Annotated in this window: 17 protein-coding genes, 1 other RNA gene and 1 riboswitch; of the genes, 8 read left to right on the forward strand and 10 right to left on the reverse strand. The window is 41.1% G+C overall.

The window, feature by feature from the left end:
* Positions 1 to 76 precede the first annotated feature (76 nt).
* Complete coding sequence (pdxR, locus tag HMPREF0766_RS15230; RefSeq protein ID WP_002999032.1) at positions 77 to 1,540, forward strand: MocR-like pyridoxine biosynthesis transcription factor PdxR; 1,464 nt, start codon at positions 77 to 79, stop codon at positions 1,538 to 1,540.
* Between the two features lie 43 nt (positions 1,541 to 1,583).
* Here pdxR and HMPREF0766_RS15235 read toward each other — a convergent pair whose 3' ends face one another.
* The gene (locus HMPREF0766_RS15235; RefSeq protein ID WP_002999034.1) at positions 1,584 to 1,835 is read right to left on the reverse strand and encodes an Ada metal-binding domain-containing protein; all 252 of its coding nucleotides are present in this window, start codon (positions 1,833 to 1,835) and stop codon (positions 1,584 to 1,586) included.
* Complete coding sequence (locus tag HMPREF0766_RS15240) at positions 1,835 to 2,536, reverse strand: 2OG-Fe(II) oxygenase (RefSeq protein ID WP_002999037.1); 702 nt, start codon at positions 2,534 to 2,536, stop codon at positions 1,835 to 1,837. Before HMPREF0766_RS15240 ends, HMPREF0766_RS15235 begins: the two co-directional genes overlap by 1 nt.
* Before the next feature lie 251 nt (positions 2,537 to 2,787).
* Positions 2,788 to 2,902: riboswitch (SAM riboswitch) on the forward strand.
* A 246-nt stretch (positions 2,903 to 3,148) separates the two neighbouring features.
* Here HMPREF0766_RS15240 and HMPREF0766_RS15245 point away from each other — a divergent pair.
* The 3 genes from HMPREF0766_RS15245 to HMPREF0766_RS15255 all read left to right on the forward strand — a co-directional run bounded on the left by HMPREF0766_RS15245 (position 3,149) and on the right by HMPREF0766_RS15255 (position 6,811).
* Positions 3,149 to 4,456, forward strand: a complete 1,308-nt coding sequence (locus tag HMPREF0766_RS15245) for an O-acetylhomoserine aminocarboxypropyltransferase/cysteine synthase family protein (RefSeq protein WP_002999039.1) — start codon at positions 3,149 to 3,151, stop codon at positions 4,454 to 4,456.
* A gap of 92 nt (positions 4,457 to 4,548) precedes the next feature.
* Entirely contained in the window at positions 4,549 to 5,604 is a 1,056-nt protein-coding gene (locus HMPREF0766_RS15250; protein ID WP_002999041.1) for a homoserine O-acetyltransferase family protein, read from the forward strand.
* A 25-nt stretch (positions 5,605 to 5,629) separates the two neighbouring features.
* Entirely contained in the window at positions 5,630 to 6,811 is a 1,182-nt protein-coding gene (locus HMPREF0766_RS15255; protein ID WP_002999044.1) for a homoserine dehydrogenase, read from the forward strand.
* A gap of 419 nt (positions 6,812 to 7,230) precedes the next feature.
* Here the strand turns inward: HMPREF0766_RS15255 and HMPREF0766_RS15260 are convergent, their stop codons facing one another.
* The 5 genes from HMPREF0766_RS15260 to argS form a co-directional block, all read right to left on the reverse strand.
* Entirely contained in the window at positions 7,231 to 8,634 is a 1,404-nt protein-coding gene (locus HMPREF0766_RS15260; RefSeq protein ID WP_002999050.1) for a sigma-54-dependent transcriptional regulator, read from the reverse strand.
* A 65-nt stretch (positions 8,635 to 8,699) separates the two neighbouring features.
* Positions 8,700 to 9,084: RNase P RNA component class A (rnpB, locus tag HMPREF0766_RS21960), an RNA gene on the reverse strand.
* A 111-nt stretch (positions 9,085 to 9,195) separates the two neighbouring features.
* Positions 9,196 to 10,386 carry a BaiN/RdsA family NAD(P)/FAD-dependent oxidoreductase gene (locus HMPREF0766_RS15265; protein WP_002999052.1) on the reverse strand — a complete coding sequence of 397 codons (1,191 nt, stop codon included), beginning with the start codon at positions 10,384 to 10,386 and terminating at the stop codon, positions 9,196 to 9,198.
* Positions 10,387 to 10,388: 2 nt separating this feature from the next.
* Entirely contained in the window at positions 10,389 to 11,465 is a 1,077-nt protein-coding gene (locus HMPREF0766_RS15270; protein WP_002999054.1) for a Gfo/Idh/MocA family oxidoreductase, read from the reverse strand.
* A gap of 119 nt (positions 11,466 to 11,584) precedes the next feature.
* Positions 11,585 to 13,369, reverse strand: a complete 1,785-nt coding sequence (gene argS / locus HMPREF0766_RS15275) for an arginine--tRNA ligase (RefSeq protein WP_002999055.1) — start codon at positions 13,367 to 13,369, stop codon at positions 11,585 to 11,587.
* 109 nt (positions 13,370 to 13,478) lie between these two features.
* On the opposite strand from argS, the gene HMPREF0766_RS15280 reads away from it, so the two are divergent.
* The 4 genes from HMPREF0766_RS15280 (at position 13,479) to HMPREF0766_RS15295 (ending at position 18,789) form a co-directional block, all read left to right on the forward strand.
* Positions 13,479 to 14,870, forward strand: a complete 1,392-nt coding sequence (locus HMPREF0766_RS15280) for an arginine decarboxylase (protein WP_002999056.1) — start codon at positions 13,479 to 13,481, stop codon at positions 14,868 to 14,870.
* A 155-nt stretch (positions 14,871 to 15,025) separates the two neighbouring features.
* A complete protein-coding gene (locus tag HMPREF0766_RS15285) occupies positions 15,026 to 17,116 on the forward strand; it encodes a M48 family metalloprotease (RefSeq protein ID WP_002999058.1) in 2,091 nt (696 codons plus the stop codon).
* Between the two features lie 41 nt (positions 17,117 to 17,157).
* Entirely contained in the window at positions 17,158 to 17,532 is a 375-nt protein-coding gene (locus tag HMPREF0766_RS15290; protein WP_002999061.1) for a DUF423 domain-containing protein, read from the forward strand.
* Positions 17,533 to 17,598: 66 nt separating this feature from the next.
* The gene (locus tag HMPREF0766_RS15295) at positions 17,599 to 18,789 is read left to right on the forward strand and encodes a M20 metallopeptidase family protein (protein ID WP_002999064.1); all 1,191 of its coding nucleotides are present in this window, start codon (positions 17,599 to 17,601) and stop codon (positions 18,787 to 18,789) included.
* A 4-nt stretch (positions 18,790 to 18,793) separates the two neighbouring features.
* On the opposite strand, the gene HMPREF0766_RS15300 is transcribed toward HMPREF0766_RS15295, so the two are convergent.
* From HMPREF0766_RS15300 to HMPREF0766_RS15310, 3 genes are all read right to left on the reverse strand, one after another.
* Positions 18,794 to 20,500 carry a GMC oxidoreductase gene (locus HMPREF0766_RS15300; protein WP_002999067.1) on the reverse strand — a complete coding sequence of 569 codons (1,707 nt, stop codon included), beginning with the start codon at positions 20,498 to 20,500 and terminating at the stop codon, positions 18,794 to 18,796.
* A 509-nt stretch (positions 20,501 to 21,009) separates the two neighbouring features.
* Positions 21,010 to 21,729, reverse strand: a complete 720-nt coding sequence (locus HMPREF0766_RS15305) for a menaquinone biosynthetic enzyme MqnA/MqnD family protein (protein ID WP_002999071.1) — start codon at positions 21,727 to 21,729, stop codon at positions 21,010 to 21,012.
* Complete coding sequence (locus tag HMPREF0766_RS15310) at positions 21,722 to 22,351, reverse strand: histidine phosphatase family protein (protein ID WP_002999073.1); 630 nt, start codon at positions 22,349 to 22,351, stop codon at positions 21,722 to 21,724. The genes HMPREF0766_RS15305 and HMPREF0766_RS15310 overlap by 8 nt, the downstream gene beginning before the upstream one ends.
* Positions 22,352 to 22,355 lie beyond the last annotated feature (4 nt).

The following is a 22,355-nucleotide window of genomic DNA, read 5'->3' on the forward strand; positions in this document are numbered from 1 at the left end:
TTATTAATTTACAACAAACATATGCGTTATTTGGACTACCTTTGTAGTCCACAACAAAACCAACAAATAGTCCAGTATGTTTCCGTTTGAGTCAATCATAACTATAGAAAGAACACACAAAAATCCGGTTTACCTGCAGATCGCCTTCGCAATCAGTAATGCTATACGCAACGGTATACTGAAGCCCGGAGCAGCCCTACCCGGTAGTCGGGAAATGGCGCAGAAACTAGTGGTACACCGCAAAACGGTACTTGCTGCATACGAGGAACTTATTGCTCAGGATTATATCAAAGCCATTCCCAGAAAAGGAATTTATGTATCCGAACAACTGCCGTTACTGAAACCTAAAAAATGGAACAGCGAACGCATGCTTAATGCTTATGGATATCGTTTGGAAATCCCGGGCGAACATATGATGCAGCCTGCCAAAAAGAAAGATCATATGGCGATTCTGAAATTAATTATCGATGACGGATATCCCGATGTACGCCTCTCTCCTATTGATACATTGTTAAAATCATACCGTTTTATTTTAACTAAGAAAAATAACATCGAACAGAGCAAGGAAGACAATGCCCGCGGTTCTACGCGTCTGCGCGATCAGCTGGCTTTATTGCTTTCCGAAACAAGAGGAATAAACATTGGCAAAGAAAATATACTCATCACCCACGGCGCACAGATGAGTATCTATATTGCCGCCCATCTTCTGATCAATAAAAATACGCAGGTAATAGTAGGTGATCCCGGATATACCACAGCAACAAAGGTCTTTACAGATATGGGTGCAACAGTGATCCGAGTACCGGTTGACAAATATGGCCTGGACGTAGATGCAATAGCACAGATCTGTGCCCACCAGACCATTCATTTCTTGTATGTGATTCCTCATCACCATTATCCGACGACAGTAACACTGACTACAGAACGCAGAATGCGCCTGCTGGAGCTGGCTAAACAATATGATTTTGTGATTATAGAAGATGATTACGACTATGATTACCATTACGATTCAGCACCCTATCTGCCTCTTGCAAGTGCCAATCATGAAGGAAGAGTGATCTATATCGGATCCTTTTCTAAGATACTGGCACCCTCCATACGCATAGGTTTTATGATTGCTCCCGGCAATTTTATCGATCATGCTGCAGATTTCAGAAAATCCATAGATGTTGGCGGAGATATGTTTATGCAGGATGCACTCGCTTCTCTTATTCAGGAGGGAGAACTCAAACGTTATATTACAAAAGCAAAGAAAGCATACCATCAGCGAAGAGACCGCCTTTATGATCTTCTTACCAAAAAAGCTGGCTCCTATGTTTCGCTTAGCCTGCCGGGTGGCGGAATGGCCATGTGGATTCAGCTGGACAAAAAGATTCCTGTCCGCCAACTACACGAAATTTTACTTCGAAACGGTATAAAGATTAAGGTACTTAACGAAGAACTAAATGCTTTCAGATTCGGATTTGCCTCTTTAAATCTTACCGAAATCGAAGAAGCTATTGATATAATCGAAATGGCCATCCACAAAATTATAAGCTGATCGTTGAATATATATGCATTGTCCTGCGCAGGTATACTTACATTTAACGCATCTCTGTATTTTTCCATTTCACAAACTCAGCCCTCATACAATGTCCACACGGTCTGTATCCGCCTAACAGAGCCTGCTGCTCAGAAGCAAAGAAAACCCTGTTCTGGCGAAGCATCCTTTTGCCCGATCTGCACGACAATTTACCGTAGATTTTCAATTTACGATTACCCGCAAAACATATTTCGGAAGTCCGGATTTTACTTCTTATTTCCGCATCTACACATGCGATATGGCGGATTAGCATCAGCTTAGCGCATCATGAAAAATAATACCCAGTGTATAGCGTTCGCCACTATACACCTCACTTACACCATGTTTCATATTGGCACGGTAATATCCCCTTGTTCCTTTCATAGGTCTGAAATTGGTTGTAAAAATCAGAATATCTCCTTTTTTGGGTTTCAACACAATAGCCTGTGACTGAGCTCTGGGTATCTGCTGCAGCAATACAAATTCACCTCCTGTAAAATCCACTTCCGGTTCACTAAGAAAAAGAAGAATCTGCATAGGGAAATAAATCTCTCCGTACAAATCCTGATGCAGCGTATTGAATCCACCGGGTCCGTATTTCAGGATCAGTACAGTGGCTTTGGTTTGTTGCTGATCGTGGCACTGTTTCAAAAGCACTTCATGTTCAGCCGGAAATTCAACCTCAATATGTAATGCACGATTCCAGGCATTAGCCACGGCTGCAAGATATGGATAAACCGTTCTACGGATTTTTTCAATAAGATCCGGAAGCGGATAATCAAAATACTTATACTCTCCTTTTCCAAACCGATAACGCTCCATCACTACAGTTTTTCGGTAAGCATCCGGATGCGAATAATTTGCCTTCAGATCTTCACATTCCTGATCAGTAAGAACATCCGAAAGCAGAGCATATCCCTTATTATGTAACGCTAAAGTAATGTCATTCCAGTTTAATTCGTCTATTTCTTTCATCTTATATGACCTTGATTTTACTTCACAAACATATATAGTCTACCGCATCAAAAAAATCCGTTTTCTGCTCTTTTAAAGGCTGGTTTCAGCTGTCCTAAAATCCTCCTGCAACTCTGCATTCCGGACATTTCAGCACTTTATTTATAAAAGTTTTCGAGCAAATATTTGCAAGATTAAAAATCAAAAGATATATTTGCAGAGTCTTCAGCGGAAGACAACCTAATCATTACCTCTCTATATCGTAGGGTTTTGATTTATAAAGAAGTGGCGAGAGACTGGCTCAATGACCCACTGGCAACCTTCAAAAAACGTTTGAAAAGGTGCCAATTCCTGTCCAAAGCAATGTTGCTTTGGAGCATATAAATGAAAAGGCTATGAACATTACATTTTACAATTTCACATCATTCGGAACATCCTGTAATCAGGATACCAATCGTTTGTCATACCATTCTGTGTTGTTTTCCAACCGAATGCGAATGTACAATATGATGTGTTGCTAAGTTTTCTCTTATCCCTCAGCACGGCTATCTCACGCCTCAGACACAGGAGTGAGCAGCAACAAGTGTATTCTTTTAATTAATAATTTCATTACAATTTTAAACTTCCAAAGAAATGTCAGAAAATACAAACTTAAAATTCGAAACACTACAGGTACATGCAGGTCAGGTAGCAGATCCGACTACAGGATCGAGAGCAGTACCTATATACCAGACCACATCTTATGTATTTGAAAACGCGGAACATGGTGCCAACTTATTTGCCCTGAAACAATTCGGCAATATCTACACCCGTATCATGAATCCGACAACAGATGTATTTGAAAAACGTATTGCTGCATTAGAAGGCGGAGTAGCAGCTGTCGCAGTCGCATCAGGACAGGCAGCTCAGTTTATTGCACTGAATAATATTCTCGAAAGCGGAGAAAACTTTGTTGCCGGATCCAATCTTTACGGTGGGACTTACAATCAGTTTAAAGTTGCTTTTAAAAGATTAGGTATAGACGTTCGTTTTGCACAGGACAGCGAAGCTGAACACATCGAATCACTTATCGACGACAAAACCAAAGCTATCTATATCGAGACCATCGGTAATCCGAGTTTCAACATTCCTGATTTTGAAAAAATCGCAGCAGTAGCCAAGAAATATGATATTCCCTTGATTGTAGACAATACATTTGGTGCGGGAGGTTACCTGTTCAAACCATTGGAGCACGGAGCACATGTAGTCGTTGAATCGGCTACGAAATGGATCGGCGGACATGGTACCAGTATTGGTGGTGTCATTGTTGACGGTGGGAATTACAACTGGGGTAATGGTAAATTCAAACAATTTTCAGAACCTTCTGAAGGATACCACGGATTGGTTTTCGCAGATGTATTTGGTCCTGATGGTCCTTTCGGAAACATCCAGTTTGCGATCCGCGCACGTGTTGAAGGTCTTCGCGACTTTGGTCCCGCACTCTCTCCTTTCAATTCCTTCTTATTGTTACAGGGTCTTGAAACATTGTCTCTGCGTGTACAACGCCATGTAGATAATGCACTGGAAGTGGCACAATGGCTGGAAGCACATCCTCAGGTAGAAAAAGTAAGCTATCCGGGATTAAAAAGCTCTCCGTACCACAACAATGCACAAAAATATCTACGCAACGGATTCGGAAGCGTACTTTCCTTTGCGATTAAAGGAGATCCTCAAAAAGCAAACGAATTTATTGACAGTCTGCAGCTGATCAGTCACCTGGCCAATGTCGGAGATACCAAATCCCTGATTATTCACCCTGCAGCCACTACACATCAGCAATTGAGCGAAGAAGCACAGATCGGTGCCGGAGTATATCCGGGTTTATTGAGAATCTCTGTCGGTATCGAACATATTGATGATATCAAAGCGGATCTTCAGCAAGCATTTGAAAAGATTAAATAAAAAGACCGTACAGACTACTACAGGTCTGTAAAGTATCTATTTTTCGGATAATATGTAATCCCCTTCACAGGGGACAATACAATAAAGCATACATGAGTAGCAAAACTTTTAAATATACGGAACCATTTGTATTTGAGAATGGCAGGCAGATCGATGATCTGCAGATTGCCTACCATACCTATGGAAAGTTAAATGCGGATAGAGATAATGTCGTCTGGGTATGCCATGCCCTGACGGCAAATTCCGATGTGTTTGATTGGTGGAAAGGACTATTTGGAGAAAACGATCTTTTCAATCCCCGGGATTATTTTATTGTTTGTGCCAATGTACTGGGTTCCCACTATGGATCTTCAGGCCCCTTATCTGTCAATCCACAGACAGACCAGCCTTATTACTTATCCTTTCCACAGTTTACAGTACGCGATATTGTTCAGGCAAATCAGTTGCTGGCCGATCATCTGGAAATACAGAAGATCGACATCCTCATCGGCGGTTCACTGGGAGGACAGCAGGCACTGGAATGGGCAGCTTCCGCACAGATCGACATCTCCCATCTTATAGTCATCGCGACCAATGCCGTGCATTCACCATGGGGTATAGCGTATAATGAAAGTCAACGATTGGCGATCACTGCTGACCGTACCTTTTATGCCAACAAACCTGATGGCGGATCCAAAGGATTGAAAGCAGCCAGAAGCCTGGCGCTGCTATCCTATCGCTCATATGATACCTATGCAGCAACACAGGCAGAATCTGATATTGAAAAAACAGAGCAGTACAAGGCTTCCTCTTACCAAAGCTATCAGGGAGATAAACTGGTTAACCGCTTCAATGCCTACAGCTATTGGTTTTTGTCTAAAGCAATGGACAGTCATCATCTGGGACGCGGCCGTGTTTCTGCCACACAGACATTGCAGCAATTAAAGCAAAAAACTCTGGTCATCGGTATCACGACAGATGTATTATTTCCACCGGCAGAGCAACAATTCATTGCGCAGCACATTACAGGAGCCGAATACTATCAGCTGGATTCCCTGTATGGACATGATGGCTTTTTGATAGAGACAAAAACACTTTCTCAAATCATCTCCGGATTCCTGGCAGCACAATTTGCAGAAGATAAATCAATAGAATTAACAACAGCATAAGATTAAAAGATATTATTAAAAACAAATGAGTAAGAAATTAACACTAGGCATGTTTGGGTTTGGGGTAGTAGGACAAGGCCTTTATGATATAATAAAAACGAAGAATTTAAATTTAGAGATCAAAAAATTTGTGATCAAAAACGCAGACAAGAAACGTTCTCTGCCTGCAGAATTATTTACAACAGATCCTGCTGCCATACTGGACGATCCGGAGATCAATACAGTTGTCGAACTAATTGACGATGCAGAAGCTGCTTACCAGTTTACAGTGACAGCGCTTAAGTCCGGAAAAAATGTGGTATCAGCAAATAAAAAAATGATTGCAACACATCTGGAAGAACTTACAGAGATCCAGCAACAGACAGGTACAAGTCTGCTTTATGAAGGAGCTGTCTGCGGAAGTATTCCTATTATCCGCAACCTGGAAGAATATTATGACAATGAACTTTTGCATTCGGTAAGTGGCATCTTCAACGGATCATCCAACTATATTCTGTCCAAGATTTTTAACGAAAATCAAAGTTATGATACAGCATTAAAAAAAGCACAGGAACTGGGATTTGCAGAGACAGATCCTACACTCGATGTAGGAGGATATGACCCTAAATACAAACTTGCTATTGTAGCTTCACATGCTTACGGACTATATATCAAACCGGATAATATTTTAAATATCGGCATAGATAAACTGGATCAGCAGGATATCCGCTTTGCAAAAGAGAAGGGCTACAAACTGAAACTTGTGCCATTGGCCAAGGAGATCAATAATGCACAGGTAGTGTTATATGTTCTGCCAAAATTTATTGGTAAAGATAATATGCTATACAATGTCGAGAATGAAAACAACGGCGTACTGGTAAAAGCAGCATTTGCGGACGAACAATTCTTCTATGGAAAAGGTGCTGGTGGTCATCCCACAGGTTCAGCAGTACTCTCAGACATTACTGCACTGCGTTATGATTACAGATACGAGTATAAGAAGCACCTCGAGGCTCAGGAACTTTCCTACAGTACTGACTATGAATTGAACATATATTTAAGATATGAAGACGATGTACTTATTAACAAATTAAACTTTAGCTCAATCAGTGAGCGTTATTATGCTGATAACTTCAAATATGTTATTGGAAAGATCAATCTTAAGCACATTATAACTCATCTGAATGACATCAAAAAAGATGGTGTATTCATAGCTGAAATCGCATAAGAGGCAACTCACCATAAACCAACCCGTTACTTCCGAAATGGAAGTAACCATTTTTACAAATGCGTCTTTTATAAAAGTAAAAGGCGCATTTTTATTGTATCTAAAAAGTTACAATTTCAATATTGCAGGTATGGCATTAAAATTGTAAATTCCTACGTTTACAAACTAAATTTTATTATGAGAGCGTGGTTATTAATTTTAATGATGGGAATAGCAAATTTCGTATTTGCTCAGCATGAGACGGATAGACAAGATCATTCCACCTTAGGATATTTAGTTATTGGTCTTATACTTATAGCAGTTGTTGTTTTTACACTTTATAACAAGCAAAAGCGGAGATTTAACGATTAAAATTTCCATTCATTATTTGCAAGCAATAAGGGGATCAAATTTTATTTTGATCCCCTTTTGTATAAGTATTAGTCTCTTTTAAGACCGAATTTTTCTATTTTACTATACAAATGGCTTCGCTGGATACCGATATCATCAGCCGTTTTGGAAACATTCCAGCTGTTTTTATCCAGTTTGAAGTTGATAAATTCCTTTTCAGCATGATCTTTAAAGTCCTGAAAAGATTCAAAACGTTCGAATATGCCTTTATAGTCAACCGCTTTACCCGTTTCATTTCCTGCAGAAGAACCATTAGCAGGATTGACAATAGATGGATTAGCGTAAGTCAGTACATCTGCATCTGTGATCGACTTATCACTTAAGATGATCAGGCGTTCCACCATATTGCGAAGCTCACGAATATTACCTGTCCACGGTAGAGATTGAAGAGCTTTCATAGCTTCCATGGTGATCTTCTTGACCGGCATATTGTAGTCGCCGCAGATTTCCTCACAAAAGCTGTTTGCTATTGTCGGGATATCATCAGTACGCTGAGACAAAGGCGGCACATGGATAAGGATCACACTCAGACGGTGGTACAGGTCCATTCGGAAGTTACCGGCATCAATCTCCTTCAACAGATCCTTATTAGTCGCCGCAATCACACGTACATTGACATCGATCTCTTTCTCCCCTCCTACACGTGTAATCTTATGTTCCTGTAAAGCTCTCAATACTTTTGCCTGAGCTGATAAGCTCATATCTCCGATCTCATCCAGAAATAAAGTTCCGCCACTGGCCTGCTCAAATTTACCGATACGTTGTTTTACCGCAGAGGTAAAGGAGCCTTTTTCGTGTCCGAATAATTCCGATTCGATAAGTTCAGAAGGAATCGCAGCACAGTTGACTTCGATCAGCGGTAAGGATGAGCGATTGGATTTTTCATGCAGCCATCTGGCAACAAGCTCCTTACCCGACCCATTCTCTCCGGTGATCAATACTCTTGCCTCTGTAGGCGCAACACGTTCTATCGTTTCTTTAATCTTGGAGATGGTATCCGAACTACCGAGTATCTCTTTGGTTTTGGAACTGGATACTTTTTTCTTCAGAACTTTGGTTTCCTCTACAAGAGATCCTCTTTCCAGCGCATTGCGCACCGTAATCAGGATTCTGTTCAGATCCAGTGGTTTAGAAAGAAAATCATACGCACCCTTTTTAGTAGCCTCCACTGCAGTTTCCACTGTCCCATGACCGGATATCATAATAAAAGGAACTTCAGGCTTAAGTGTCTGCGCAAATGTAAGCGCCTCCAGACCGTCCATTTTTTCCATTTTAATATCACAAAGTACCAGATCAATTTTTTCCTTTTTAAGAATTTCAAGACCGTCAAGAGCATTATCTGCATCAAAAACCTTATAATCTTCGTATTCTAAAATCTCTCTCAGCGTACTTCTTATTGCACGTTCGTCGTCTATTATTAATATTGTAGTCATATGAGGTAACTCTCTTCTATCTAATTGTCGTGTACAAATTAAGAATTTAGGGGCAATATTCAAAAAAGGAAGCAAACCTTATAAGCCGGGTTCTGTACACCGAAAAATCGGTTTTCTATCATTTATCTAGATCTGCCATTGCTGACAGACTCCATCAACCTACCCATTACGAATTTTACCGAAGTAAAAGAAGACGAGCAGCCTTCGGGTTTCGTAACCTATTTGGTCTTTCAACACTCAAGGTTTACCGTAATCCATGTCGCCATGCAATACCGTGAGCTCTTACCTCACGTTTTCACCCTTACCTGTCAAAGACAAGGCGGTATATTTTCTGTGGCACTTGCTGTCTCCGCCTGAGCGGAGCCTTCCCGTTAGGAAGTGAGTTGCTCTGTGTTGCCCGGACTTTCCTCTTTCCCGAATAATCGGAACAGCGATAGAACCAGTTTGCTTCAGCAGCAAAAGTAAGACTTTTAAATGAGGAATCGTTAAGAAGAAGTAAGTATTAGAAAAAATCAGAGCAGTGATTTTTATCCATACTAACCGAAAAGCTGAACCCTGCGGTCAGATCGCCTGAGCAATGGTATAGGCTGATGCCCATGCCCATTGAAAATTATATCCGCCAAGCCAGCCTGTCACATCCACAGCTTCCCCGCCAAAGTATAATCCGGGAATCCGCTTTGATTCCAGAGTGGATGAATTTAGCTCATTTGTATCCACCCCGCCCCGCATCACTTCAGCCTTGTCATATCCCTTGTCACCTGCAGGCTTCACTTGAAAACGGTGAATCGTTTCTACAATCAGCTTTGCATCTGCCTTACTCAAAGAAGCAATTTTGGTCGTCAACGGCAAAAATTTACCAAAAGCATCTACCATCTTGCGGGTAAAATAATCATTCAGCACCTGAGACAATAGTCGCTTACCACCGCTGTTGCGCTCATCTTTTATGATTTGCTCCATACTGAATTGCGGCAACAAATCTATTGTAAATTCCTGTCCGGCCCGCCAATAAGAAGAAATCTGCAGAATAGCCGGGCCACTCAGGCCCCAATGTGTGAATAAGATGTTTTCCTCAAAGCTGATCTCTTTATTATATACTCTTGAGAAAACACTGTTTCCCGAAAGGGAGGCATACCATTCAGCATCTTTGCCGGTGATGGTCAAGGGAACCAATGCCGGAGCTGTGGGAACAATAGCTAATTCAAATCTACGTGCCAGCCTCAATGCAAAATCAGATGCACCCAGCTTCTGTACCGGAAGTCCTCCGCTGGCCATAACAACCTTCGCAGTTTTCAAAGTTTTTTCCTCTGAAGGTGTATCGACACAGATACGGAAACCTCCGTCTGCCTGATCCACAGACTTTACCAGGCTATCCAGCCAGATATCCTGTCCGGTCTCAAACATAAGATTTGTAAATACGCCAACAATATCTTTAGCTTTATTAGTGATCGGAAAAAGTTGACCTAATGTCTTTTCCTGCCCGAAAATACCATAAGACTCAAAAAAACGGACCGTATCATCTACAGTCCAGCGCTTGAATATGCCATGTAAAAAGTCCGGATTCTGTGTTACAAAGTTAGCAGGAGTAGTTCCCAGATTGGTATAATTACAACGACCTCCGCCTGAAATCAGAATTTTGGCTCCGGGTTTATTGTTACGCTCCAGGATCAGCGTCTTCTTACCCAATAAACCTGCCTGTACAGCGCACATCAGTCCGCAGGCACCCCCTCCTATAATTACAGCATCATATTGCATAATTAGTAAGCGATCAGCTGATCTTCGACAGGAATCACACGTCTTTCCTGCTGGCTTTGATAGCCAAGCTCAATGATACGGATGACATCACGTGCCTGCTCAGGCTGTACAATCAAGGGAGCAGCACCCCGGATAGCATCCACAACATTTCTGTAAAAATCCAGATAACTTCCCTTTTCGGAGGGAATGATTTTAGAAATATCTTCCCCGTCTTTCAATATATTCAGTTTCCCATAGATGGAAGGATCTTCTTCTCCCCAATGCGGATCTTCATCCGGAAAATGCCCGGCGCGCAGCAAAGTTTCCTGCGGATCCGAACCATTCTTTGTAAAAGTACCATTGAGACCGAAGATGAGGTAGCGGGTCGTTTCTTCCTTTGCCAGCATGGACGCCTTTAATGATACCCGCAGATTAGGATAATACAGTAACAGATCAAAACTGTCAACAGCCTGTGCTCCGGTGCGCTGAATGGCTAAGTCTGCAAAAACTCCTGTTGGTTTTCCAAAGAGTTGTAGCGTCTGATCAATCTGATGAGCCCCCAGATCATAGAATATCCCTGATCCGGGAAGATTATTTTCACGCCATGCATTCGGTCGCAAATAGTTTCTGAACCGGTCATAACGACTCTCTAAATTGACAACAGGTCCGAGTTCACCACTCTTAACGACCTTTTCAACCGTACGGTAATCGGAATTAAAACGGAGGTTATGATACACAGCCAGTTGCAATCCTTTTGATTTTGCCAGTGCAATCAGTTCGTCTGCCTGCACGGTTGTATTCGTAAACGGTTTTTCTACAACAACATGCTTCCCGGCTTCCAGTGCCTGCTTTACAAACGGATAATGCATATCATTGGACGTGGCAATGACCACCAGTTCGATACGGTCGTCAGCTAAAATATCGTCTATTGTCTGCACAATCTCTACCTGCGGATATTTAGCGTGTAAAATCGCCTGTTGTTCAGGTTTACGGGCTGTTACTTTGAGCAGTTCCAATTCCGCTACGCCCCGCATTACAGGCGCATGAAACACCTGACCGGAGATCCCAAATCCAACTAATCCTACACCAATCTTTTTCATTGAATACAATTATTGATACGCATTATATTTTTCCTGCAGACATGACACCAGGGATCTTGCCTTGACAGAACGTATATGAAGCCCCTCTTTTGAGTAACTGAGCTTCATATACAAATTGATTACATTCTTTCCGGAACTTGTATTCCCAACAGATTCATTCCTTTTGAAATGACTCTGGCTGCCGTTGCAGATAAGTGAAGACGGAAATTTTTCACTTCTTCCACCTCTGCTTTCAGAATACTTTCCTCATGATAAAATTTATTATACAGTTTAGCCACATCATAGATATAATTGGCCAATTGTGCAGGACTGAATTCCGTGGCAGAAGCCTCGATAACAACAGGAAAATTTCCCAATACCTGGATCAGATCCCGCTCATAGGATGAGATAGAAGCCGGTTTAGTAACAGGAGTTGCTTCCGAGAAGCCAGCTTTGTTTAACACCGATTTAATCCGCGCATGTGTATACTGAATAAATGGTCCTGTGTGTCCCTGAAAGTCGACAGACTCATTCGGATCAAATAAAAGTCGTTTTTTAGGATCTACTTTCAGCAGAAAATACTTCAGTGCTCCCATGCCGATTGTATTGTACAGTTCAGCTTTTTCAGTCTCCGAGAAACCATCTGTTTTACCCAGTTCCTCTGTCCGCTCTTTTGCCGTCTCAACCATTTCGGACATCAGATCATCCGCATCTACAACAGTTCCTTCCCGGGATTTCATCTTGCCGGAAGGCAGATCCACCATTCCATAAGAAAGGTGAAACAGACCTGAAGCCCATGGTTTACCTAATTTTTTCAGAATCAGAAACAACACTTTAAAGTGATAATCCTGCTCATTGCCCACAACGTATATGGACTCATTCATATGGAACTCGTCATATTTCAGCTGTGCTGTACCCAGATCCTGTGTAATGTATACCGAAGTACCGTCACCTCTCAATACCAGCTTTTGATCCAGCCCTTCGTCAGTCAGATCTATCCACACCGAGTTATCTTCTTTTTTAAAGAAAACCCCGCTGTCCAGACCTTCCTGAATAATATCTTTACCTAACAGATAGGTATTGGATTCATAATAATATTTATCAAAATCAACACCAAGCTGATTGTACGTTTTTTCAAATCCCGAATATACCCAACCATTCATAGTAGACCACAGCTGAATGACTTGTTGATCACCGGCTTCCCATTGCTGAAGCATTTCCTGTGCCTCACGGATCAGAGGAGCATTCTTTTTCGCTTCTTCTTCTGTCTGTCCTTCAGCCTTCAGCTCGTCGATCTGCTTTTTATATTCCTTATCAAAGATCACATAATACTTACCCACCAGATGATCTCCTTTTAATCCGGAAGATGCAGGCGTTTCTCCGTTTCCGAATTTCTGCCAGGCAAGCATAGATTTACAGATATGAATACCTCTGTCATTGACAAGATTAGCCTTGATCACATCATAACCGTAAGCTTTGAGTATTTCAGCGACGGAATAACCTAAAAGATTATTACGTATATGCCCCAGATGCAGAGGTTTATTTGTATTCGGCGAGGAATACTCCACCATCAGTTTCTTGCCGTTTGCCGGAAAGCAGCCGAAATCAGAAGCTAAAAGTGTTGAATTCAACAGGTCGATCCAATAGTTATCCGAAAGACTTACATTGAGAAATCCTTTGATCACATTGAATCCTGATAATTCCGGAATTCGGGATTGTAAGAACTCACCTACTTCTGTTCCTGTTTGTTCAGGAGACTTTTTAGAAAATTTAGTGATCGGAAAAACCACAATAGTGATCTGGCCTTCAAATTCCTTACGTGTTTCCTGTAACGCGATCTGGGAAGGCTGGATTTCGGCCTGATAAAGCTCATGTACTGCTTGCACCGTATGGTCTATAAGCGCTTTTTCTATGAATTGACTCATGTAATGATTAAGTAATATTTACAACTTTCTGATACTGAACGATAAATAAATAGCCTTCACTATTCAGGTATTCGCATTGAAAGCATATCTTTGCCAAAAATAATAAAAAATGCAGAGCTATCAGGAATTTCTTGACCTAAGTGTTGGTTTTCCGCAAGACGGATTCGAAATCATCGACGACGAATTGTATTTTCACGATCTGAATCTCATGGAAATGATAGAAACGTACGGGACACCGTTACGTTTTACTTATTTACCTATTGTCAGCAAAAAAATCCAACAAGCGAAAATCTTGTTTCAGACAGCAATTCTGAAACACAATTACCGCGGTTCATATAAATATTGCTATTGTACCAAATCATCGCATTTTAAGCATATAGTTGAAGAAGCATTGAAAAATGACATTCACCTGGAGACTTCATCTGCTTTTGATATGCCGATGATCGATACACTTGAAAGACAAGGAACGGTGACAAAAGATATCACGGTTATTTGTAACGGATTCAAAACGTATCAGTACAAACAGTATATCATTGATATGATTCATGACGGGTACAAGAATATTATTCCGGTATTGGATAATAAGGAAGAATTCAACTTATATGATGATGAAATCGAGCTGGATGAGCCTTGTAACCTCGGTATCCGTATTGCATCGGAAGAACAGCCGGATTCTCAGTTTTATACTTCCCGACTAGGCATCCGCAGCGAAGACATCATTGATTTTTACAATAATAAGATCGCTGATAATCCGAATTTCAGAGTTAAACTGCTGCATTTCTTTATTAATTCAGGTATTTCGGATACCCCTTATTACTGGAATGAGCTGGAGAAATACGTTACACTTTACTGTAAGTTCAAAAAAATAAATCCTGAACTGGATACTTTGGATATCGGCGGAGGTATGCCTTTCAAAGATTCTTTGGTACATGACTTTGATTATGAGTACATGGTCAATGAAATCGTAAACCGTATCAAACAGATCTGTGCACACCACGAAGTTATGGAACCGGATATTATTACAGAATTCGGAAAATACACTGTAGCTGAAGCATCCGGTATTTTGTATAAAGTATTAGGCCGTAAACAACAGAATGACCGTGAAAGATGGTTTATGATCGATGGGTCATTTATTACCAATCTACCTGATGTATGGGCGCTGAATCAGAAATATATCTTATTGCCGATCAATAACTGGGATTCAGAATACGAACGTGTCAATCTGGGAGGTATCACTTGTGACGGACAGGATTATTACAATCAGGAAGCGCATATGAACTCCGTTTTCATGCCAAAAACACGTAAAGTACAATACCTTGGTTTCTTCCATACGGGAGCATATCAGGATGTATTGAGTGGATACGGCGGTATTCATCACTGTTTACTACCTTCACCCAAACATGTACTGGTAAGACGTAACCGGGATGAAACATTCAACTATGAGGTATTTGGTGAAGAACAGAACTCCAAACAGGTAATGAAGTTACTGGGATACCAGTAAAATAAATAGTTAGTTATATAAAAGCGGAAGTATAGAACAATACTTCCGCTTTTTTTATGCTGTCAATCCGGAAGTAACAATAAATTTAAAACATCATTTTCATATAACTTAAAAAAGTTGTATATTTTGGGTTTTAAATCAATTGTATCAGCATTATGAATGTACAGGTTTCTCCTAATTTCAGAAAATACGGAAAAAAATCTATTACCTCCATTATATTCTTCTCCTTTGTTTATCTCGCTCTCTTATTATCTGCTGTGGCATTGACAGTAGCCTGTGTGGCAGGAGGCATCTATATTATTGTACTCCGTCCAATGATATTCACATTTATGGTCGGAATAGGCCTGGGTAGTATTGGTTTTATGGTACTTTTTTTCCTTATCAAATTCATATTTATCCGCAATAAAACAGACCGGAGTCATCTTAGAGAAATCAAGCGAACAGAATATCCGCAACTGTTCCGTATGATTGATGAAATAGTAGCCGAGGTAGAGAGCCCTTCTCCCAAAAAAGTGTACCTGTCTACAGAAGTAAATGCTTCCGTATTTTATGATTCCAGTTTTTGGAGTATGTTTTTTCCTATCAGAAAGAATTTGCAGATCGGTGTGGGACTGATCAATGCAGTGACTCAGCAGGAGCTTAAAGCAATATTAGCCCATGAATTCGGTCATTTTTCACAAAAGAGCATGAAGGTTGGCAGCTACGTGTACAATGTCAACCAGATCATTTATAATATGTTGTATAACAATACCGGCTTTGAAAGTATGATTCAGAATTGGTCCAATGCAAGCGGATATTTTGCGTTTTTCACCAGTTTAGCTGTACGTATCATTGTCGGGATCCAGTGGGTGTTGAAAAAAATGTATACCTATATCAACATCAATTACATGGCCTTGTCCCGTGAAATGGAATTTCATGCTGACGAGATCGCCGCAAATGTTGCAGGATCACAAGCACTTAAACATTCGCTACTGCGCCTGGAATTTGCCAATTTTGCATTGGACAGTGTATTTACTTTTTATGACGCCAAAATACCGGACAATATCAGAAGTCAGAATATTTTTAGTGAACAGGCCAGAGTAATGGAATATCTGGGAAAAGAAAACAACTACATATTTGAACATGATCTTCCGCATATTACGATGGAAGACACTACCAAATACAACAAATCCAAATTAAACATCAAAGATCAGTGGGCTTCTCACCCCAGTATGCAGGAACGTGCAGCAGCTCTGGACAAACTCAATATCCATAAAGAGAATACAGTCAACAGCCCTGCATTTCTCTTATTGGAAGAACGTGAACAACTGAGTGAAACAATTACTAAGCAGTTGTTTGACAGGGTCAGCTATTCGGATGTCACTTCGACCCTCAGCCATGATGAATTCATGGAACAGTTTTGCAAAAAACATCAACGCAATACCTTCCAAAAGATCTACAATGGATTTTATGATTACAATAACCCCCTGGTTGAAGATGCAGAAGCCGGGACAGAACCGGAATCCGGATATACACCGGAAGAGTTGTTTTCGAGTGCCCGTGCCAATACAACCTATGAACTCGTAGCTCTTGAAAATGACAAAGCTACACTCGAAAGTTTATTACAGGAAGTGCATACAATCAAAACCTTTGACTACGATCATGCAAAATACACACTTGATGATATACCACAACTCATCGAACGCATCAATCAGGAGATTGAAGAGAAAAAAGCAGAAATAATCCGATACAACAAGAATGTCTACCGATTCTTTATTAAGAAGGCAGAAGAAACAGGACAGGCAGCGGTTCTCAAAAAGAAGTATAATGATTTCTACAAACTCGATCAGCTCTTCAATGATAAATATGATTTTTACAAGCAGCTTATAGAGGACACTAAATTCACCTTTCAACAGACTCCTTTTGAAGAAATAACTGCCAGACTGAGTGACCTGAGCAGAAAAGAGGTGAGACTAAGAGAAGAGATCAAAACCTTGCTCGAAAACCCTATGATCAGGGAAGAATTTTCAGGAAAAACATTAGAAACACTGGAAAAATACAGTTCGGCGGATGAGATGTCTTATTTTAACGGTGTGACATACAGCGACGAAAACTTAGATCTGCTCATGAATAGTATAATTTTATATTCCAGCCTGATCTCATTTGAATACTTTGCGGCTAAAAAAGAGTTACTGGATCTGCAATACAGTTTTATGGATCAAAACAATAAAACACCTCAACTGCACGATTCTATTGATTCTTTATAAGAGGGTTTTACTACCTTTGATAGCATAAAAATCCAAAACAGATGAAAGAACTGGTTATTATTACTGCAGCAATATTGGGGTCATCCGGCATTATCCTGGGTGCATTTGGTGCGCATGCCTTTAAAAAATTATTAAGTGAAGAAAAATTAGCTTCATTTGAGACAGGTGTACGTTATCAGATGTATGCAGCACTGACATTATTGATTCTTGGTTTTAATCTTTCTTTTGATCTGCCATCCGAGAGAACAGCATACTATACCATCACAGCCGGTACACTATTGTTCTCGGTAAGCATTTACTTCCTTTCTTTTGCAGAGTACTGGAAGAAAAATTTAAGATTTTTAGGTCCCGTAACTCCTCTTGGAGGATTACTGATGATTATTGGCTGGATTGCGCTAATGATTAGGTTTATTTAGCATATCTCCATAAATAATTATATTTTTAGCCCGGAGACGGATACCCTCTACCTGAACCTAAACAACATGAAAGACCAGATAAACATCCATTTAGCTGCATTAACAGATGATATAGTAACCTGGAGAAGACATCTTCACCAACATCCTGAACTTTCTTTTCAGGAATACGAAACTACCCGTTATATCACGGATATGCTCACCCAATTAGCTATTCCTTTTCGCTCAGTCTCGGAGACAGGTGTCATTGGTTTTATTAATGGAAACGGCAAGAGTGACAGGACACTGGCATTACGTGCAGATATAGATGCATTGCCGATAACTGAAGAAAATGACGTCGTCTATAAATCACTTCATACAGGAATCATGCATGCTTGCGGACATGATTTCCATACAGCAACTTTACTGGGTGTAGCCACTATACTCAAGAAAATGGAACAGCAGTTAGACGGCAACATTATCCTGATCTTTCAGGCTGCGGAAGAAAAGATCCCGGGAGGTGCACAGGCTGTAATCGCATCAGGTGTACTGGATGTACCTAACCTGATTGGTGTCATCGGACAACATGTCTCTCCGAAAATTGAAGTAGGAAAGTTTGGGTACCGTGCCGGAAAATTTATGGCCTCGAGTGATGAATTGTATATCGATATCAAAGGAAAGGGAGGCCATGGTGCACAACCGCATCTGAATATAGATCCGGTAAGTATTTCTGCACAACTTATTGTAACCTTACAGCAGATTGTATCCCGGTATGCCAACCCGGCTATCCCCACGGTACTTTCTTTTGGAAAGGTAATTGCCAACGGCGCTGCGAATGTTATACCTGACACCGTCCATCTGGAGGGTACTTTCAGAACTATGGATGAATCCTGGCGCGAAAAAGCCCTCAGCCTGATGGAAAACATCATCAAAGAACTTCCACAAACACTGGGTGCGGAAGTAGAGGTCGAAATCCGCAGAGGATACCCGGCTTTATTCAATAATGAGTTACTGATTCAAAAAATAAAGAAAGCTGCCCTTTCAGTTTTCGCTCCAGAGCAGATTACAGAGACGGATCTATGGATGGCTGCAGAAGATTTCGCCTATTATGCTAAGCATTATCCGGCGGCATTCTATCTGATCGGCACAAAATGCCCGGAAAAGAATCTGACAGCTGAACTGCACAATCCCCATTTTAATATCGATGAAGATATTCTTCCCGAAAGTGTACGTATGATGACCAACGTAGCCGTGACATTAATCAATGATAAAGCATTTTAACATCTTATAATATACCTTCACGAAGCTGATCTGCGGCGAAGTTGGCTGCTCTTGCCGTAAGCGCCATAAAGGTCAATGAAGGGTTCTGAACCCCCATAGAAGTCATACAGGCGCCATCTGTCACAAACACATTCGGACAATGGTGCAATTGATTGTTTGCATTCAACATAGAAGTCTGCGGGTCACGTCCCATCCGTACACCTCCCACCTCATGCACTTCAAGACCCGGAGTGCGGTTACCGGTTATTTTATGATCTGTAGGCTGAATATTCTTACAACCAGCTCTTTCTAACATAGATACCCCTTCCTTAAAGAAATCATGCATCATTTTGTCATCATTCTCCGTATAGGCAACAGAAGTAATAAGCTGAGGGATGCCATAAGGATCCTTTTCCGTATCACTGATGCGCACATGATTCTCGTAAATGGGAATGGTCTCCCCCTGTAAAGACATATATACAGACCATCCGCCGGGTTGAGTCAGAGCATCTTTATAGGCTGCACCCAACTCCTGCCCTTCCAGACTCCGGCTCCATCCCGACCTGGAAGCCCCCAGTGTCATCATATAACCTCCCTGAAAATCCGCATCTCTGCTGTACAGATTCCGGAAAGACGGCACATATAGATTGGTTGGTCTTCTGCCGTAATGATATGCATCTTCAAATCCGTCTATGGTAGCAGAGATACGTCCTCTGTAATTGTGAAAAGCAATATAACGTCCCAGAATATCATTTCTGTTTCCCAGTCCTTTGGGGAAAGCTGCAGATCTCGAATTCATAAGAATCAGATTACTGTTAAGGGTCGAACTATTCAGAAAGATAACTTTGGCTGTAATCTGTTTCCTTTGATTTGTCCTGGCATCAATTACCTGTACTGCAGTAGCTTTCTTCGACACTTCATCATATACAATTGACTCCACTAAGGTATCTGTCATTAAAGTCAGATTACCGGTCTTCTCGGCAAAAGGCAACGTAGAAGCATTGGAACTGAAGTAACCGCCAAAGGGACATCCTCGCTCACAAAGGGAGCGTGCCTGACATTTCATACGTCCCTGCTGACGATGAAATTCGGTTAACTCTGCGAGATTCGCACAACGACCTATTATCACATGTCTGTCTTTAAAGTGCGTGTTGATTTTCCCTTTGATATATTTTTCTACCACATTCATTTCAAATGCACCGACTACTTCACTATCCGGCAGACTATCTATATTGTCTCTTTCACCTGAAATTCCTACAAATTTTTCTACACGGCTGTACCATGGCGCTAAATCACTGTAACGGATCGGCCAGTCTACCGCAAATCCGTCACGTAAGGGCCTGTTAAATTCAAAATCACTCCAACGTTGGGTTTGTCTTGCCCACAACAAGGATTTACCTCCGACCTGATATCCTCTGATCCAGTCAAAAGGCTTTTCCTGAATATAAGGCTGATCTTTATCTTTAATATAGAAATGCTGTGTAGCCTCGCTGTAATTATAGTGTTTGCTGATCACCGGATTTTGTTCAATCATTTCACGGGTTTTGGCATTGTGATGCGGAAATTGCCAGGGATCCGTATTGGCTGTAGGGTAATCTTTGATATGTTTGACCATTCGGCCACGTTCGATTACCAGCGTTTTAAATCCCCTCTCACAAAATTCCTTTGCAGCCCATCCTCCGCTGATACCTGAGCCCACTACAATCACATCAAAATCGGTGTCATTCATCATATTCGGTTTAGTACTTCGTATTTGGTTATTCTAAAATACTAAAATTCAGTTAGCTGTTACCGTCAAACTTTTGATACAATAACCTCTGGCCTTGAAAAGGAGAGAATTAATCTGGTTTGATCCGTGTCACTTCTATGGCGCAAGCGTCCGCTTGTGCCGCTACAATCTCTAGAATTCCACCAGAACCTCTCTGCCCTACGGGCATCTCTCCTTACAAAGGAGAGAGAAAGATGCGGTGCACGGCAGCACGGTGAGCATATTGCAAAACACTTGTTAAGCTGATCCATTTGCTTCAACCAGCGTATGTTGGCGTCATCGCCAACATTTTGTAATATGGAGATTTTGATCTATTTCTTAAGATGAATCTTACTTGTGCCGCTGTAGTCTTTAGAATTCCACCAAAACCTCTCTGCCCTACGGGCATCTCTCCTTACAAAGGAGAGAGAAACTAATTAAAAAGGCTCCGGATTAAAATCCGGAGCCTTCTATTCTTTTATATAACCATTAGCTTATAATGATCTGTAGAGCTCCAGATAGCGATCAACTGCTTCACGTTTAGCATCTGTTAAATGAAAATCCAGATTTTGCGTCAGGTATTGTCTGTAGTCCATGCCTTCGTAAACAGGAAGACCGGCTATCACATCTTCTGCATGCTCTACGCCATACTTCAGGGCTTCATTAAACTCTTCAACGAAGGATTCCGGAAGTTTCTTATTAGAAACCCATAAAGCAAAAGCAAATGGCAGACCCGTAAAGTTTTTCCACTCCAATCCCATATCGTATACATAAGGAACTGTACCTTTTTTACCAAATGTACGATCACCGATCAGTACATAAGCATCTGCTTCTCCTTCGGTAAGAATCTCCACATCCCGTTTCCAATGATATTTCAAAAGAATACGCGCGAGTCCGTTGGAAGTACGGGACTGCGGGTCCAGAAGAATAGAAGAAATCTGGTCTGCAGGCTTCTGCGAAAAGATAAATACCGAATCTACCGCACCTTCGGTACCGATACAAAAATCCGTATTGATATAATATTCCGGCAGACTCAATAAAGCTGCTGTGGGAATAATTCCCATATCCACTTCATTATCAATCACACGTTGTGCACAGGCACTCGGATGGTCTACGCGAAGGTCTATTTTATTTTTGATATCGGAATGATTAATTCCGTTTAAAAAAGGCAATGTATTGGTATAGGATACGGCAGATATTCTTATTTTATTCATGCTCGGCTATTTCTTCCAAATGTTTGGTATTATAATAATCTATGACATTGAATTTGCCATTTTCAAATTCAACAATATAAAGTGCGGTATTTGTATGTGGAAAATCATCCATCATACATACATCCGTATCCGTAAGGACACACATCAGAATACGCAAAGCACGTCCGTGCAGACAGACCAGAACAGTCTTTTCTTCCGGCTGATCCAACATATATGCGATAGCTTCCTTCTGACGCTCCACCAGCTGATTAGGCGATTCGCCATCCTCAATATTCAGATCCAGTTCTCCGCTGCGCCAGGCCTGTATAACCTTTTCAAATCCCGACATGATATCCGGAGTCTGTTCGCGACCTTCATAAATTCCCCAACTGATCTCATCCAGTCCGATAAGCTGTTCCCAGTCTAATCCCTGCTCGATAAAAGGCGCTACTGTCTGGTGAGTACGCAACAAAGTCGAAGTATATACCTTATCAAAGGGTACATCTTTGTAAGCTTTATAAAAAGCATCAGCTTGTTTTCTTCCGTTATCATTAAGCGGAGAATTAACTCCCCTTCCCTGTACGATCCCTTTGAGGTTGAGATCTGTTTGTCCGTGGCGTATAAAATAAAATGTCTTTTTCAAAAAA

Origin of the sequence: Sphingobacterium spiritivorum ATCC 33861 (assembly GCF_000143765.1) — a bacterium.
In the GTDB taxonomy this organism is placed as follows: Bacteria; Bacteroidota; Bacteroidia; order Sphingobacteriales; family Sphingobacteriaceae; genus Sphingobacterium; species Sphingobacterium spiritivorum.